Consider the following 16,541-nt stretch of genomic DNA (forward strand, 5'->3'; position numbering starts at 1 on the left):
TTTTAATAAGGTTTCGTTTTGACAACTAATTCACCCTGAACCATCAGGATTACTACCCCGTAACTAAACGAATTGCCGTAGTGACGGTACTAAACATGAATGCGATTATTTTTTCTTGCCGCCTTTTTGTGGAGCTGCAACCTGACCTGGTTTAGGACGTTTCGCACCATATTTTGAACGACTTTGTTTACGATTGCTCACACCTGAAGTATCCAGGGCTCCGCGAACAATGTGATAACGTACACCGGGAAGATCTTTTACACGACCACCACGAATCAATACGATTGAGTGCTCTTGCAGGTTGTGTCCTTCGCCCGGAATGTAGGCATTTACTTCTTTTTGGTTACTCAAGCGAACACGGGCAACTTTACGAAGCGCCGAGTTTGGTTTCTTTGGAGTCGTAGTGTAAACACGCGTACACACGCCACGACGTTGCGGGCATGAGTCAAGTGCCGGAGACTTCGACTTCCAAGTCATTTGCTCTCTACCGTTTCTTACTAATTGTTGTATAGTAGGCATTTTGTCTTGAAAATTATTTTTTCGTTTAGTTACTAATTTCCTAAATAGGGCTGCAAAGGTAGATACTTTTTTTGAAAATAGAAAACAGTTTTTAAATATTTTAGTAGAAACAGGTCTTAATTATCAATCTTTTATCAGAAATACGGGATTTAAACACGTATAATTACCCATATTTTAATATACCGTATCGGCGAATGATATTATTTAAAATTATGTAAATTGCAATCTGAATATTCAAACCTCTTATACCTATAAACCTTTTGTTAACTATGGCAAAGTCCATATTATCCACTTTCTTGTTGGTTCTATTTTTCCACGCAACCACCAGTACGTTGCTTGCCCAATCGAAAACCGCTCCCCTGATTGTTTTTGTAGCCGGTGACCACGAATACAGCGGTGAACACACCTTGCCCCTTATTGCTGCCGAACTGGAAAAAAACTATGGTTTTAGAACCAAAGTAATAAAATCGTATCCCGATCAGAATGCCGAAAAGGATATTCCAGGTCTGGAAGCGCTGAAGGATGCCGATCTGGCCGTTTTCTACCTACGCTGGCGCCAATTGCCCAAAGAACAGTTGGATCACATTGAAGCCTATCTGAAAACAGGTAAACCTGTGATGGGTTTCCGGACCTCAACTCATTCGTTCAACTATCCGAAAGGCCACGAACTGGAAAAGTGGAATGCGTTTGGTGAATTTGCGCTCAATTCTCCTCCGGGTTGGGGTGGCAAAGCAGCACATACCCATTACGGGCATGAAAGCAGTACTGATGTGAGTGTTATCCCGGCAGCAGCCAAACACCCGATTCTGACCGGTGTATCATCAAATTTTCATGCGCGCTCATGGTTGTACAGAGTTTTACCCGATTACCCGACCAAAGGTTCAGAATGGCTATTGATGGGTAAATCGGTGAATCCTGACAAGGCCGCTATCGAAAATCCTGTTGCCTGGACCGGCACCAACTCTTTCGGCGGCAAGGTGTTCATGACAACCCTAGGGCATCCGGAAGATTTTCAGGTAGAAGCATTTCAGCGGCTCGTTATCAACGCCATTCATTGGGAGCTGGGCAAAAAGGTACCTAAACAATGGAAAGGTAAAATTGATATCAATGTACCTTACCGTGGCATGACCAAGTGATTGTATGCCATTAATCAGACTTTAGCGACTATTATCATACGACCATATTATCCTAACTTATGAAAATGAATTTCAGATTATTCATTGTTTTATTTGTGCTGGTGGTTTTTGGCATCAGCTCATTTCAGACAAGCCCCCCACCCCAGGCACTTACCCTTCAGAAAGGCGCTCATATTGCTTTGATTGGTGGCAACCTTGGTTCCAGAATGATGAACTACGGCCTGTTTGAAACCGAAATGCATGTTCGTTATCCTGATTATTCTTTATATATCAGAAATATGTGCGATGGCGGCGACACCCCAGGCTTCAGACCTCACGCCAGCCGTAATCTGCCCTGGGCATTTCCGGGCGCTGAAAAATTTCAGACCGAATATGCAAAAAAATCTGACAGCGAAGGCCATTTTGAAACACCCGACCAATGGCTCACCCGCCTGAAAACCGACATCATCATTGCTTTTTTTGGTTATAGCGAATCGTTTCAGGGCAAAGCCAATCTGGCTACCTATAAAGCAGAACTCGACGCCTTCATTAAATATACCCTCAACCAACAATACAATGGCAGCAGTGCCCCCCAGCTGGTGATTGTTTCACCAATAGCCTTTGAAGACTTAAGCAGCAAATATGATTTGCCCGATGGTGTGAAAGAAAACGAAAACCTTTTGTTGTATACCAAAGCCATGAAGGAAGTGGCAGATGCCAATAAGGTTTTGTTTGTAGATGCTTACACCCCCTCTAAAAAATGGTATGATACTACTCAGGAGTTTTTAACGATCGACGGCTCGCAATTAAACGAAGCAGGCTACAGTAAGCTGAGCACTTTATTGACAGACGCTGTTTTCGGTAAAGTTCCTGCCACAGCAGAAGCCAACAGAGCTCTGGTTCTGAATGCGGTGAATGAAAAAAACTGGATGTGGCACAACGATTATAAAATCCCTAATGGAGTGCACGTCTATGGGCGTCGCTATAATCCGTTCGGGCCTGATAATTATCCGGCTGAAATTGAGAAGATTCGTGAAATGACGAACATCCGCGATCAGGCCATTTGGCTGGCGGCATCGAAAGGAGAAAAAATGGATGTGTCCACAGCCGATAAAAACACAAAAACGCTGCCACAAGTAAAAACCAATTTTAATCCGGAAAAGAATGGCAGCCTGACTTATCTATATGGAGAAGAGGCTCTGAGTAAACTAAAAGTACCTGCCGGATACAAAATCGAGCTTTTTGCTTCAGAACAGGAGTTCCCCGATTTGGCTAAACCTATGCAGATGTCGTTCGATAACAAAGGCCGCCTGTGGATAGCAGCCATGCCGAGTTATCCGCACTATAAACCCGGCGATACCAGGCCTAATGATAAAATAATTATTCTGGAAGATACCAACAACGATGGCAAAGCCGATAAACAAACGGTTTTTGCCGATGGTTTGCACCTGCCATTAGGATTCGAGATTACGCATCAGGGTGTTTTTGTATCGCAGGGTACTAATCTAAAATTGTATACTGATACCAATGGCGACGACAAAGCCGATAAAGTGGAGATAATTCTGAGTGGCTTTGACGACCACGATACGCATCATAACAGCCATGCCTACACCGTTGACCCTTCGGGGGCTATTTATTCAGGTGAGGGTGTATTCCTGCACACCAATGTTGAAACGTCTTACGGCACCATACGTGCTACCAATGGTGGCTTTTACAGATACAGCCCGCAATTGCGTAAACTGGAACGCACCGCCCAGCTTTCTATTCCGAATCCCTGGGGGATTGCTTTTGACGAATGGGGACAGCCTTTCTTTGCCGAGACATCAAGCCCTGATGTGCGTTGGATGATGCCGGGCAGTGTATTGCCCCGATATGGAGAGTATACCCACAAAAGCGTGCAGTTGATTGAAAAAGACCACATGGTGCGTCCCACCTCCGGACTAGAATTTGTATCTAGCCGCCATTTTCCCGATGAAGTTCAGGGCGATTTGTTAATCAACAATACCATCGGTTTTTTAGGCACCAAAATGCATAGTCTTGTCGATGATGGCACAGGTTATAAAAGCAAACACCGGGTAGACCTGATTGTGAGCGAAGACCGTAACTTCCGTCCGGTTGATATGGAATTTGCACCTGATGGTTCTCTATATGTAATTGACTGGCACAATATTCTGATTGGCCACATGCAACACAATGCCCGTGACCCGCTGCGCGACCACTCTCACGGACGTGTCTACAGAATAACGTATCCGTCAAGACCACTGATAACACCCGCTAAAATTGCCGGAGCCAGTGTTGAAACCCTGTTAGACAACCTGAAACTGCCTGAATACCGCACACGCTACCGTACACGTAATGAGTTAAGAGGCAGAAGTGCCGCTGAAGTGCTACCCAAAGTGACCAAATGGGTGGCTGCTTTAGACAAAACCGACCCTCGTTACGAACATCATGCATTAGAGGCTCTCTGGGTTACCTGGGGACTGGACAAAGTGGACCAGCATTTGCTTCGCCAGTTGCTCAAAGCCAAAGATTATCATGTAAGAGCCGGGGTTGTAGAGGTCATTCGGTTTACAGGTCATCAGGTTCCTGACCAGGCAGCCTTGCTAATGCAGGCTGCGCGTGACGAAAACAGTCGTGTACGTTTGGGCGCTATTGTAGCGGCTTCATGGATTGGTAAAGAAAAAGGTCTGCCGATTCTGGCAGAAGCCAAAAAGAAACCATTGGACGACTGGATGATTCATGCCTATGAAACAGCAGTGGCTCACCTGAACGGTGTACCCGTGAAGAAAGCAAAAGAAGTAGCAGAAAAATCGCCCCTGAAAGGCGCCGAACTTGAATTATACAATATAGGTAAAGCTATTTATGCCAAGGAGGGTTATTGCTCAACCTGCCATCAGCCGGATGGCAAGGGCCTTACAGCCTCGGGATTCCCGCCATTGGCAGGTACCAACTGGGTAACCGGCAATGAAGAGCGCGCCATCAAGATTGTACTGAAAGGTTTACTGGGGCCGATAGAAGTAAACGGCAAGAAGTATCCCGGACAAGTACCAATGACCCCATTTGAGGGATTACTGACAGACAAAGAAGTAGCGGCCGTGCTTACCTATGTGCGTAATTCTTTTGGCAACAATGCCCCGGCCACACAACCGGAGAAAGTAAAAGCCGTAAGAGCCGCCACCAAAAATCAGAAGGATATATACAACGCCTCTAAATTATTGGCTGAGTATCCTTTGGAGAAATAAGAATTTATTGTCAGATGTGCTTACCCCGGCAGGTTTTCAGATTTGCCGGGGTATTTTTTTATTTGTATTTTGCCTTGAAAATTCATCCTGATGCTCCGGACATTACCTCTCAAAATTGATTTATTTGCCATCATTATACTGCTCGGAGTGGTACAGGGCTTCTTTCTGGCATTTTTCTTCCTGACAGTTCAGAGAGGTAACAAAGTAGCGCATCGGTATCTGGGTTTATTATTATTCTCAATGGCGTTTGCCATTACAGAGGTGCTAATGGGTTACACCAATTATACTTTTCGCACGCTGTATCTGGTAGATATGGCCGAACCAACCAATTTTGTACTGGCACCTCTCTCTTTTCTTTATATACAGACCTACATAACCGAGCGGTTCAATAAAACCCAGTTGTTGCACTTTATCCCTTTTTTGGCTTATCTGCTTTATATGTCCGTTTTGTTTTACCCGCTTCCAGACATACATCATTATAATTCATATTTATACGCTTTCCATCCGGACCTTACCCGAGTACCTTGTGACTATCATGAGAGAGAATGGTATTACTGGTTTAAACATCATGTAAACGACCTGATGTTTGCGCACATGGTTGTTTATCTTGCTGCCAGTTTCTACGTAGTTATGCGTGCCTTTAAAAAAGAAGGTATTTCGTTCACGTCTAACCGGAATCCAAAATTAAGCTGGTGCCGAACACAGGTCATTTCTCTGACCTCTATGGTCGTAATTTTTCTGATTATCAAACTGACCTTTATTCATGATCTGGGCGACCATATCCTCGCCGGGCATATCACACTCATTATTTATGCTATTACCTTCTCAATTATCAGTCGTTCAAAATTCTTTCATGATGAGCAGGTAAAACCCGGGAAGAAATATGAAAAGTCTTCTCTTACTCCCGACATTCAGGATAACACGTTGATTAAGCTAACTGAGCTGATGACCACTCAAAAACCATTTCTCGATGCTTCCTTTTCACTACCGGTGCTTGCAAAAATGCTGGCTGTTTCTCCACATCATCTGTCACAAATTCTGAACGAAAAACTGGGGCAAAGCTTTTTTGATTTCACGGCTGCCTACCGCATTGAAGAGGCTCGGCAATTACTGCTTGCACCTGAAAACGCCCACATCAAGATTGAAGAAATAGCCGAAATGGTAGGTTACAACTCAAAATCGGCCTTTAATACCTCATTTAAAAAGATTGTGGGGCAGACTCCCTCACAGTTTCGCACACACAAATAAGCGGTTTTAATGTTCTTTCTTATAATCTCGAACGCCACGCTTATCGGCAAAAGCCTCTTTTTATAATAGGTTCATCTAGTTTTGGGCATCATTTAAACCAAAACAAAATTATGGAACCTATTACTTCAACAACCACAACACATTCCTCAAAGCGCCAGTATTATATAGATTGGATACGGGTACTGGCTTTTTGTATTCTTATCTTTTTCCATAGCAGTATGTTCTTTGTCGGCTGGGGCTGGCATGTCAAGAACAACGTTATCAATCATACCATGGAAATACCCATGGAGTGGCTACACTTGTGGCGCTTACCTTTATTATTCTTTATTTCGGGTGTAGGCGTGAGTCTGGCCATGAAGTCGCGTACAGGCTGGCAATTTATTGGCGAACGTACCAAACGCTTATTGCTGCCCCTTGTATTTGGTATGTTTGTAATTGTACCTCCACAGATTTACTTCGAGCGTTTGCAAAGCAGACAGTTCAACGGCTCTTACATCGACTTTTACTCACAAGTACTTCAGTTTATCCCTTATCCTAAAGGAGATTTTTCGTGGCATCATTTATGGTTTGTGGCTTACTTATGGGTTTTCTCACTAATAGCCACGCCTCTGTTTTTATGGCTGAAATCTGATAATTCTAAAAAACTGGTAAAGGCTATCAGCACACGTTTCTCAAACATCTGGAGCATACTGCTATTAAGCGTAGTACCTATGATTATCTATTGGACACTTCGCGAACGATGGGAAGTAACCAACAACCTGATTTCTGACTGGTATAATTTTTCTATATCGCTGGTTATTTTTCTTTACGGTTATCTGATTGGCACTCATCAGGCGATATGGTCTATTATGGAGCGATACAGATTTCCTCTTGCATCTGTGGGCATTTTTATTGTTGCGTTTCGTATGTCTTTTGATGCTATTTTCGGAAGTATCCCGGAAGACGGACCTTTTATATTACTACTCAATGGCTTCCTGACGATGGTTAGTCTCTGGACAACCATACTGGCCATTTGTGGATTTGCACGGCACTACCTCAATTTCAAAAATGCTTTTCTCACTTATAGTACCGAGGCTGTGTATCCTTTTTACATCCTGCATCAGACTATTACCGTAACCATTGGTTTCCACATTGCCGATTGGAATATGAATGTATGGTTAAAGCTCCTGATATTAGTACTGGGTACATTCGGATTCAGCCTGTTTATCTTCCATTTTCTCATCAGGCCGTTTAATTTTATGAGGTTGTTGTTTGGAGTGAAGGCTAAATAAACTACATCCCTTTACTAAGTAAAAGTTAAATGCCCACAAAAAATAACAACTAAAAATAAAAGACCTTAAAACATCATTTCCTGTTTGAGCACAATTAAAAATCGAGATATAGATTCAGAGAAGAAGCAAAAAACTCTCAGATTTTTAATTGTGTGAGTTTAAATGATGCCTGCTTTTTTGGTTACTTTTTTTCAGGCAAAAAAAGTAACAACAGAAGAATATACAACTCATTATAATATTCTTCACTCAGCAGCTTTACTATGGAGCTTCACTAAGTTTAAACAAGAGCTTCGCAGAGCAGGAGCAATTACCATATTAACAAAAAACAATAAAACATTGACTTAGATAGGCTTTTAGTGTTAAATTTGTTTATCACCCCGTGCATCAGGCACATACCTATTCATTCTGCCGCCGTAAAATATCTCAGTTTTAAAGACGTTTTTATTATACACTCATGGAAATGTTATCTTGCTACCATGAAAATAAAAGGATACATATTGTTTTTTCTTCTGGTCTGCTCCGGGTGTGTTGCTAATGCCCAGGCTGTAAAGGCTATTAAGTATCCGGCCTTGGAAAAGATAATCAAGCAAACGAAAGATACAGTGCTGGTGGTCAATTTCTGGGCAACCTGGTGCAAACCCTGCATAGAGGAACTTCCGCATTTTGAAAAAATCAGTGCAAAATATAAAGACAAAAATGTGAAGGTAGTGCTGATTAATCTGGACATGGTGACTGACCTGAATAAAAAAGTAATGCCCTTCATAGCAAAAAATAAGTTGAGAGCATCGGCCATTTATCTTCTGGACGAACCCGATTACAATAGCTGGATTGATCTGGTATCAGCCAACTGGTCAGGCGCGCTGCCATTCACTTTAATAGTAGCACCACAAAACAAATCAAGAAAGACTTTCGAACAACCGCTGACCCAAGGTCAGCTAGAGACCGAATTAAAAGCTTTTATTAAATGATAAATCCTTTTTCAGGACGAGTCAGATCTTTCCTTATTGTTTAACACAATTTTTTAAAACTATGAAAAAAACAATCTTTCTAAGCCTGTCAGTAGCACTGGTTTTTGTGCTTGGCAGTTTTCTTTTACCGGCCGACGGCTACAAGGTAGGAGACAAGGTGATGGTTTTCAATCTGAAAAACATTGACAACAAGATGGTTGCTTTGGGTCATGATGCGTCAGCCAAAGGATACATTGTTGTGTTTACCTGCAATACTTGTCCGGTAGCCAAAGCTTATGAAGCGCGCGTGGTAGATTTGAACAAAACTTATGCGCCAAAAGGTTACCCGGTTATAGCCATCAACGCCAACGATGCAGGATTATCACCCGGCGATAGTTTCGAGCAAATGCAGCAAAGAGCCAAAAGCAAGAACTATGGTTTCCCTTATCTGCTCGACACCACTCAGGAAGTAGCCAAAACCTATGGCGCTAAAAGCACCCCGACCGTGTATGTAGTAAAGCGCGAAGGGAATGATTACATACTGGCTTACCACGGAGCTATCGACAACAATTCGAACGATGCTGCCGCCGCCAGTGCACATTACGTAAAACAGGCCGTTGATGCACTGTTAGAGAATAAACCAGTGAATCTGACAAGTACCAAAGCTATTGGCTGCGGTATTAAATGGCGAATGTAACATTGAATCAACGACACAAAAAAAGGTGCTAGAGTTAGCACCTTTTTCAAATTTTACAAACAGATATATTATTACAATTTATTCGCCTTATAAACTTTCACTACTCCATCGTTTTCACTGCTCACTACCACCAAACTTTGTTGAATAGGGCTTTTCGAGGCTGATATAAACAATACACCTTCCGGGGCATCGCCTGTAGGAAGTATTTTTATAAAAGTAGGAGCCACAGGGTTGGTAACATCATAAATAGCAACCGCATCTACTCTTTCCATTCCTACGTAAGCTATTCGTTTGCTGCCTACTCTCCCAATTGTAATGGCTTCCGGTTCTACCGATTTATCATCACTCCTGGTATCGTCATAACTATTGGCATCTTTCACTTTTACATCCAGTTCATTTTTACTGTCAAAAACCAATTGTCCGGTTTGTGCATTCCATACCGAAAACGAGCGCGCGCCAAAGCTATAAAGCGCATCATAGTCTCCGTCACCATCTGTATCTCCCAATGTGCTTGTAAGATTCAGTCTGCCTAATTGTCCGTCAGCCTTTAAAGCAGCCCCATTCGGAAAAGCCGTTTCATCCAGTTTCAAATCTTTCATACGTTTTACCTCGGCAAAAGCATCATACTCGCGGGCATCACCTTCATTAGCCGTGAACAAATAGGGCACACCATTATGACGTAGAAATGAAATGGCATCAGGCATGTAAGTACCAAACACTTTCCAGTTGGCGAAACTTACAGCATTATCTCTGTCGCTGATGTCAACCATGTTTCCTGCAGCATTGTAATCCTTGAAACCCAGTGGCATAATTTTGGTGATAGTACCGGCAGTAAGGTTAATTTCAGCAATAGCGTTGTTTTCCTGCAGGGTTACCCATGCCGTTTTTGAATCGTCGGCCACTGTAATATACTCAGGTTCAATATCTTTCACGAAATCCTTACCCGGGCCAAAAATTCTGAACCCTTTGGCTGTTAAGTCAGCCAATTGGCTGCTGAAAGCTGAAAAGTTGATTGTTTTTACGGCATAGTTGTTGGCTACATCAATAATTGAAACTGTGCCTTCAGGGTCGTTAGTATAACTGGTGTTCGGTTCGCCTTCATTGGCACTTAAAATGTATTTTCCGTCAGGGCTGAAGGTAACCATATCAGGTAATGATCCTACAGCAATTACTTTTTCTTCTGCATAAGTAGAGGCATTAAATACCACTATCTTTCCGGCAGCCTGTTTATCGGTAGACTCAATTGCCGCCGCAAGTTTACCATTATAGGCATCCACACTGTTTACATAACCCCCGTATGGTGTCATGCTGATAGAATGAATAACCGAGATACTGGCAGGATTGGCAAAATCAATCACATCAATTTTGTTGGTAGTTCCGTTATTCACGGCAAACAAACGCTTCGTAAGAGGGTCGAATGTAGTAATCTCGGCAGCCCCTAAACCCCCCAGGTTAATCGAGGCAATTTCCTGATAGCTTGCTACATCTTCTTCAACAGTGAATTCTAATGCGGGTACTTCGTCTTCATTACAGGCTACAACGGCTATGCTTACTGCTAAAGCCAGAAGGATAATTTTTTTCATAAAAGTTCTTTTAGTTAGGTCGCAAAAGTAGAATCGGTATGTTATCTTAATATTAACTAAAAATAAAAAAATCATAAACGGCTTATTGGCAAGGAGTATTTTCTGTATACCCAATCGTAATGTTAAAATGTCTCACTCCGGTTTTTGCCTGTATCTTTTCGCAGAACTTATCTACAATTCCTCTGTTGTGTAAGAGAAGAATTAAAAATTTATCTATTTTTAGGCACAGATTACATATCATATTAAACTAAACACTTCATAAACCATGAAAAAAGTCATAGTACTTTTACTCATCAGCAATACCTTCGCTTTTGCCCAAAAAAAGGAATTTGACATCAATGATTTAAAAGCAGAGCGTACACCTAAGGATTTCCAGCAGTTGCTGCCGCAAGTGCAATGGGCCAATGGCGACAAACTATCAGTGGTGCAAAGAACCGGAGGCAACAAAAGTTTTGTACTGGATCTTACAACCGGCAACATGACCGAAGGGAAAGCTGATATTTCTTCTAAAATACCGCAACCCCGATTATCAGTTCTGGTAAAAGACAATGACATTTTTTTAAAAGATGGCGACAAGGAGAAACAACTGACTAACGATAAGGCCGAAGAGAAGAACCCGACGTTTTCGCCGGACAGCAACTTCATTGCCTATACAAAAGACAATAACCTTTATACTTATAACCTGAAAACCAGTAAGGAGGTTAAACTCACTACCGATGGTACCAAGACGACATTAAATGGCTATGCCACGTGGGTGTATTGGGAAGAAATCTTTGGTCGTGCTACGCGTTTCAGAGCGTTCTGGTGGAGTCCGGACAGCAAGAAACTAGCCTACATGCACTTTGATGAAAGCAAAATTCAGATGTTTCCGCTTTATAACAGTGAAGGCCAGCACGGGTTTATTGAAGAAACAAGATACCCGAAAAGTGGCGACCCGAATCCCGAAGCTAAAATCGGTTTTGTTTCTCCACTGGGGGGCAAAACAGTCTGGGCTGATTTCAACGAAAAAGAAGAACAATATTTTGGATGGCCGGAGTGGCTACTGGATGGAAGTGGCCTGGCCGTGCAATGGATTAACCGGGGGAACGACAACCTGAAAATCTATAATGTTTCGCCGGTTAATGGCAGCAAAAAAGAAGTATATGCCGAAACTCAAAAAGCATGGATTGATATCAGTGACGCCGATAATCGGCTTACCTTGCTGGACGGAAACAAAGAAATGATTATTCTGAGTGATAAAAGCGGTTGGAACCAGCTGTACCTGTATGGTACTGACGGAAAATTCAGAAACAACATTACCGACGGAAAGTTCACTGTCAAATCGGTAGAGGGCATTGACCAGAAAAACAGAGTGGTTTATTTCCAGGCACGCGGACTGGAGAATTCAGCCCGCTTCGATTTTTACAGAGTGGATTTCGACGGAAAAAATCTGAAACGTCTCACTTTCGGAGATTTCAATCACCGTCTGATTCAACTCTCACCCGATTTCAAATACTTCGTTACTACTTATTCAAGTATCACCACGCCGACTTCAATAGCCGTAGTGGATAACAACGGCAAAATAATTAAAGACCTTGGTAGTATAAAAGGCTCCGAAATGGACAATTATAACCGGGCCAAAACAGAGCTGTTAAGAGTAAAAAGCGATGATGGTCTGTTTGATTTACCTATGACCATTACCTATCCTCAAAACATGGTAGCGGGCAAGAAGTATCCTGTATTAATCAGTATTTACGGTGGCCCGGATGCAGGTACTGTATATGATCAATGGACATGGTCGCCTAAAAGCCAATGGTATGCGCAGGAAGGACTGATTCAGGTATCGCTTGATCATCGCGCCAGTGGGCACTTTGGTAAAGAAGGCGTAGCATACATGCACCGTAACCTGGGTTATTGGGAAATGAAAGACTACACCACACTGGTAAAATCGCTGATAGACAAAGGCATTGCTGATCCGACTAAAATATGCATCACAGGCTTTAGCTATGGTGGTTATATGAGTTGCTATGCCCTTACTTATGGCAGTGATGTCTTTACACACGGCATGGCCGGAGGTAGTGTAACCGACTGGAGTCTATACGACAGCGCTTATACGGAACGTTTTATGGATACCCCTGCCGAAAACCCCGAAGGTTATAAAACCAGCAGTGTAATGACACATACCGATAAATACAAAGGCATGCTACAGATTGTACATGGTACCATGGACGACAACGTGCACATGCAAAACAGTATTCAGTTAATCAGCAAGCTGGAAGACAGCAAAAAGGATTTTGAATTTATGCTGTACCCCGGCGGAAGACACGGCTGGAGAGGTAATAAAGGGCAGCATTTTGATAACCTGAAAACTCGATTTATATACAAATATTTACTCGAAAAACCCGTACCTGCCGGGCTCTTGAAATAATCTGAAAGAAAAAATAAGGTAGCCAATAGTACTTTTAAAAAGCTATTGGCTATTTTTATAGAATACCTGTTCAATCCTGTCATACACAATCAATTTTTCATGAAGAAGATTTTCGTTCTGGGCTTTCTATCAATACTGGCATTTAATGTGGCTAGCGGGCAAACCAGGAGCCTGTTTAATTTCAAAAATTTTGCTGGCTGGCACATTGACGTTCCGGCGATGGACAATAACTCCAACGCCAAAAATCCGTTTATTATTCGCAATGGCATGCTGGTAAGTCTGGCTGACCCACAAGGGCATATCATTACTGATTCGGTTTATAAAAACTATCGGCTGGAAGTAGAATATCGCTTTGCTGCCAAACCGGGCAATTGCGGGGTTTTGGTGCATGCCTCCACACCACGGGTATTGTATGGCATGTTCCCGAAAGCTATTGAAGCCCAATTGATGCACAAAAATGCCGGGGATTTCTGGTGTATTGGTGAAGACATCAGTGTGCCGGATATGGAAAAAAGAAGAGGCCCGAAAAAGAACTGGGGCTCAGTCGATGGAAAAGAGCGTAGAATTATTAACCTGACCGATAACTCAGAAAAACAGGTTGGTCAATGGAATACCATGCGGGTAGAATGCCTGGGGAATCAGGTAAAAGTATGGGTGAACGGAGATCTGGTGAATCATGGCTTTAACTGTACCGTCAGCCAGGGTCAGATTGCCTTACAAGCTGAGGGTTCAGAGGTTGAGTTCCGTAAAGTTGATTTTACACCTATTACCCGATTGACAGACTAAGCCTACTGCTTTAAAATAACGTTAACCCTCCCTACTAAACAAAACCATCTATGAAAGCCCTTTTGTGCAAGCAGTTCGGAACACCCGACACATTGGTTCTGGAAGACATTGAACCCCTGAAAGCTGAAGCCAGCAAAGTGGTTATCAGTGTAAAAGCCTGCAGTGTTAATTTCCCCGATACACTCATCATTCAGAATCTGTATCAGTTCAAACCTGCCTTGCCTTTTTCTCCGGGTGGAGAGGTATCCGGTATTGTGAAAGAAGTAGGCGAAGGCGTAAAACATGTGAAGCCGGGTGATAAGGCTTTTGCTTTGACAGGCTGGGGAGGAATGGCGGAAGAAGTACTGGTTGATGCCCGTAGGGTCTTCCCGATGTTACCGTCTATGGATTACGTGACAGCGGCCTCAGTCATGTACAACTATGGTACTTCTTACCATGCATTGAAAGACCGGGCAGAGCTAAAGGCTGGTGAAACCCTGCTAGTTTTAGGAGCAGCCGGTGGAGTAGGTTTGGCAGCAGTTGAATTAGGAAAACTGATGGGAGCTAAAGTAATAGCAGCAGCCTCAACAGACGAAAAGCTGGCAGTCTGCAAGGAAAAAGGAGCGGAACACACCATCAATTACAGCACAGAAGACCTGCGAGACCAAATCAAACTATTAACCGATGGGAAAGGTGTAGACGTAGTCTATGATGCCGTTGGAGATAAATATGCAGAACCGGCACTACGCTCAATGGCCTGGAAAGGCCGCTATCTGGTAGTAGGTTTTGCTGCCGGAGAAATACCCAAAATACCGTTGAATCTGGCTTTGCTGAAAGGCTGTTCTATTGTAGGTGTTTTCTGGGGACAATTTGCAGAAAAAGAATCAGCCAAAAGTTTTCAGAATATTCAGGAACTGGCCGGATTTTTCATGAAAGGTAAGCTTAGTCCACATATTCATCAGTTGTATCCGCTTGAAAAAGCTGCCGAGGCACTTCAGGACATGATGAACCGGAAGGTAGTAGGTAAAGCCGTGGTAGTAACTTCTGATGAAATACAAATGCCGCAATATGAAGCGCCGAAAGAAGAAATAAGAGCAGAAGAGCAAAAACCGCAGGAAACAAAAAAAGAGGGTAATACGATTATTTTCAAGAACATTGCTGAGCTGAAAGATTTTAAAGGCAAAGAACTGGGGACATCAAGCTGGCAAACCGTATCGCAGGAAATGATTAACGACTTCGCCAGAGCCACTTTTGACAACCAGTGGATTCACGTCAATGAAGAAATGGCCAAGCAGCTTTCTCCATTCGGTAAAACCATTGCCCATGGCTTTTTATCATTATCGCTTTTCCCCAGATTCATCTATGAATTGTATAAAATTGAATCCGCTAAAATGGGGCTTAACTATGGCATTAACAGGGTTAGATTTATTTCACCGGTACCATCAGGTAGCAGAATACGTATGAAAGCTGTTTTGAAAGATGCTGAAAACCTGCAACCGAATGGTGTGAAGTTAACGATTGACTCCATTTTTGAATTGGAGGGTTCAGAAAAACCCGCCTGCGTAGCGGAGGTATTGAGTGTGGTTTATGAGTAATCAATAAAGAATCTGGTAGAGCCGTAATGCATTACGGCTTATCAGCGAATCAGGTTATCTACGAATTTGTTGTTGAACAGGCAAAAAACAACTTACTGGTTTTACAAGGCCACCGGAGACGTATGGCAATACGTCTTTACGAAAATTGGATGAATAACAACCATCATCTGCCAATTGCTACTTTCTTCAACAGCGTATCTATCACCTGTCGGGTGGTGATGCCGTCTGCTTCGGCTTCATAGTTCAAGATAATCCGGTGGTTGAAAACATCATGCACTAAGGCCTTGATGTCTTCCGGCAATACATAGTCTCTTTCGTCGAAATATGCTAATGCCTTGGCAGCATTGTATAGAGAAAGACCCGCCCGTGGCGAAACCCCGAATTGTATGTAGCGGGCTTCGTCTTTCAGACCATATTCCGCCGGACGGCGTGTAGAGAAAATCAATTCAATGATGTATCTCTCCAGCACCTCCGAAATAGTAATCCGGTTAATTTCCTCCCTGATGGCAAAAATCTCTTCCTTATTTAAAATCGGTTGTGGAACATAGTTAAAGTTCAGGTTGGCCATTTTTCTTACCATTTCCAGCTCAGAGTTTTTATCAAGGTAATCCACAAAAACTTTCATCATAAAACGGTCTACTTGTGCTTCCGGCAGTGGATAGGTTCCCTCCTGCTCTACCGGGTTCTGAGTAGCCATTACCAGAAATGGCTTATCCAGTTGATGCGTTTCATCGCCGATAGTTACCTGTTTTTCGGCCATTGCTTCCAGTAATGCCGATTGTACTTTGGCCGGGGCACGGTTTACCTCGTCCGCCAGAATCAGGTTTGAGAAAATCGGCCCTTTTTTTACTTCAAAATCTCCTGATTTCTGGTTATAAATCATGGTGCCCACCAGATCAGACGGTAGTAAATCGGGCGTGAATTGTATACGGTTAAAGCCCAGGTCTAACACCTTGGCTAGTATATTAATGGTTTTAGTTTTGGCCAACCCGGGAACGCCCTCTAATAGAATATGACCCCCTGTAAAAAGTCCGATCAACAAGCGGTTAATCAATCGCTCCTGACCAATCACTACTTTGCTTGTCTCTGAAAAAACTTCTCTTATCTTTTTATGTAAAATTCTCGAACTTTCCATTCTATTTATCAGGATTT

General features: G+C 42.8%; 12 protein-coding genes. 9 read left to right on the forward strand and 3 right to left on the reverse strand.

Translation table 11 applies throughout. The features are described from left to right. Positions 1 to 105: 105 nt before the first annotated feature. Positions 106 to 519 (reverse strand): 30S ribosomal protein S12, encoded by a 414-nt coding sequence (gene rpsL / locus AC1RRY_RS12950; protein ID WP_492820149.1) that lies wholly within the window; start codon positions 517 to 519, stop codon positions 106 to 108. A 269-nt stretch (positions 520 to 788) separates the two neighbouring features. Between rpsL and AC1RRY_RS12955 the strand changes: the two genes are divergently transcribed. The 6 genes from AC1RRY_RS12955 (at position 789) to AC1RRY_RS12980 (ending at position 9,039) form a co-directional block, all read left to right on the forward strand. After that, positions 789 to 1,655 carry a ThuA domain-containing protein gene (locus AC1RRY_RS12955; RefSeq protein WP_492820147.1) on the forward strand — a complete coding sequence of 289 codons (867 nt, stop codon included), beginning with the start codon at positions 789 to 791 and terminating at the stop codon, positions 1,653 to 1,655. A 65-nt stretch (positions 1,656 to 1,720) separates the two neighbouring features. Beyond that, positions 1,721 to 4,876: a PVC-type heme-binding CxxCH protein gene (locus tag AC1RRY_RS12960; RefSeq protein ID WP_492820145.1), complete on the forward strand. Its 3,156-nt coding sequence runs from the start codon at positions 1,721 to 1,723 to the stop codon at positions 4,874 to 4,876. A 90-nt stretch (positions 4,877 to 4,966) separates the two neighbouring features. Further along, on the forward strand, positions 4,967 to 6,124 hold the full coding sequence (locus AC1RRY_RS12965; protein WP_492820143.1) for an AraC family transcriptional regulator: 1,158 nt from the start codon (positions 4,967 to 4,969) through the stop codon (positions 6,122 to 6,124). A gap of 110 nt (positions 6,125 to 6,234) precedes the next feature. After that, positions 6,235 to 7,395, forward strand: coding sequence for an acyltransferase family protein (locus AC1RRY_RS12970; RefSeq protein WP_492820141.1), 1,161 nt, complete (start codon positions 6,235 to 6,237; stop codon positions 7,393 to 7,395). A 476-nt stretch (positions 7,396 to 7,871) separates the two neighbouring features. Then, on the forward strand, positions 7,872 to 8,363 hold the full coding sequence (locus tag AC1RRY_RS12975; protein ID WP_492820139.1) for a TlpA disulfide reductase family protein: 492 nt from the start codon (positions 7,872 to 7,874) through the stop codon (positions 8,361 to 8,363). Between the two features lie 61 nt (positions 8,364 to 8,424). Next, entirely contained in the window at positions 8,425 to 9,039 is a 615-nt protein-coding gene (locus AC1RRY_RS12980) for a thioredoxin family protein (RefSeq protein WP_492820137.1), read from the forward strand. 71 nt (positions 9,040 to 9,110) lie between these two features. Here the strand turns inward: AC1RRY_RS12980 and AC1RRY_RS12985 are convergent, their stop codons facing one another. After that, positions 9,111 to 10,622 (reverse strand): choice-of-anchor I family protein, encoded by a 1,512-nt coding sequence (locus AC1RRY_RS12985; RefSeq protein WP_492820135.1) that lies wholly within the window; start codon positions 10,620 to 10,622, stop codon positions 9,111 to 9,113. Positions 10,623 to 10,887: 265 nt separating this feature from the next. Between AC1RRY_RS12985 and AC1RRY_RS12990 the strand changes: the two genes are divergently transcribed. From AC1RRY_RS12990 to AC1RRY_RS13000, 3 genes are all read left to right on the forward strand, one after another. Next, entirely contained in the window at positions 10,888 to 13,029 is a 2,142-nt protein-coding gene (locus AC1RRY_RS12990; protein ID WP_492820133.1) for a S9 family peptidase, read from the forward strand. A 99-nt stretch (positions 13,030 to 13,128) separates the two neighbouring features. Next, positions 13,129 to 13,815, forward strand: coding sequence for a 3-keto-disaccharide hydrolase (locus tag AC1RRY_RS12995; RefSeq protein ID WP_492820131.1), 687 nt, complete (start codon positions 13,129 to 13,131; stop codon positions 13,813 to 13,815). Positions 13,816 to 13,865: 50 nt separating this feature from the next. After that, complete coding sequence (locus AC1RRY_RS13000; RefSeq protein ID WP_492820129.1) at positions 13,866 to 15,389, forward strand: zinc-binding dehydrogenase; 1,524 nt, start codon at positions 13,866 to 13,868, stop codon at positions 15,387 to 15,389. Positions 15,390 to 15,552: 163 nt separating this feature from the next. Here AC1RRY_RS13000 and AC1RRY_RS13005 read toward each other — a convergent pair whose 3' ends face one another. After that, positions 15,553 to 16,524, reverse strand: coding sequence for an AAA family ATPase (locus AC1RRY_RS13005; protein WP_492820127.1), 972 nt, complete (start codon positions 16,522 to 16,524; stop codon positions 15,553 to 15,555). Between the last annotated feature and the right edge of the window lie 17 nt (positions 16,525 to 16,541).

The organism is Emticicia sp. GW821-FHT11C11, assembly GCF_058808615.1.

Bases quoted from the DNA above. Each gene is read 5' to 3' on its own strand.
- rpsL (WP_492820149.1), bottom strand. From the start codon at position 519: ATGCCTACTATACAACAATTAGTAAGAAACGGTAGAGAGCAAATGACT.
- AC1RRY_RS12955 (WP_492820147.1), top strand. From the start codon at position 789: ATGGCAAAGTCCATATTATCCACTTTCTTGTTGGTTCTATTTTTCCAC.
- AC1RRY_RS12960 (WP_492820145.1), top strand. From the start codon at position 1,721: ATGAATTTCAGATTATTCATTGTTTTATTTGTGCTGGTGGTTTTTGGC.
- AC1RRY_RS12965 (WP_492820143.1), top strand. From the start codon at position 4,967: ATGCTCCGGACATTACCTCTCAAAATTGATTTATTTGCCATCATTATA.
- AC1RRY_RS12970 (WP_492820141.1), top strand. From the start codon at position 6,235: ATGGAACCTATTACTTCAACAACCACAACACATTCCTCAAAGCGCCAG.
- AC1RRY_RS12975 (WP_492820139.1), top strand. From the start codon at position 7,872: ATGAAAATAAAAGGATACATATTGTTTTTTCTTCTGGTCTGCTCCGGG.
- AC1RRY_RS12980 (WP_492820137.1), top strand. From the start codon at position 8,425: ATGAAAAAAACAATCTTTCTAAGCCTGTCAGTAGCACTGGTTTTTGTG.
- AC1RRY_RS12985 (WP_492820135.1), bottom strand. From the start codon at position 10,622: ATGAAAAAAATTATCCTTCTGGCTTTAGCAGTAAGCATAGCCGTTGTA.
- AC1RRY_RS12990 (WP_492820133.1), top strand. From the start codon at position 10,888: ATGAAAAAAGTCATAGTACTTTTACTCATCAGCAATACCTTCGCTTTT.
- AC1RRY_RS12995 (WP_492820131.1), top strand. From the start codon at position 13,129: ATGAAGAAGATTTTCGTTCTGGGCTTTCTATCAATACTGGCATTTAAT.
- AC1RRY_RS13000 (WP_492820129.1), top strand. From the start codon at position 13,866: ATGAAAGCCCTTTTGTGCAAGCAGTTCGGAACACCCGACACATTGGTT.
- AC1RRY_RS13005 (WP_492820127.1), bottom strand. From the start codon at position 16,524: ATGGAAAGTTCGAGAATTTTACATAAAAAGATAAGAGAAGTTTTTTCA.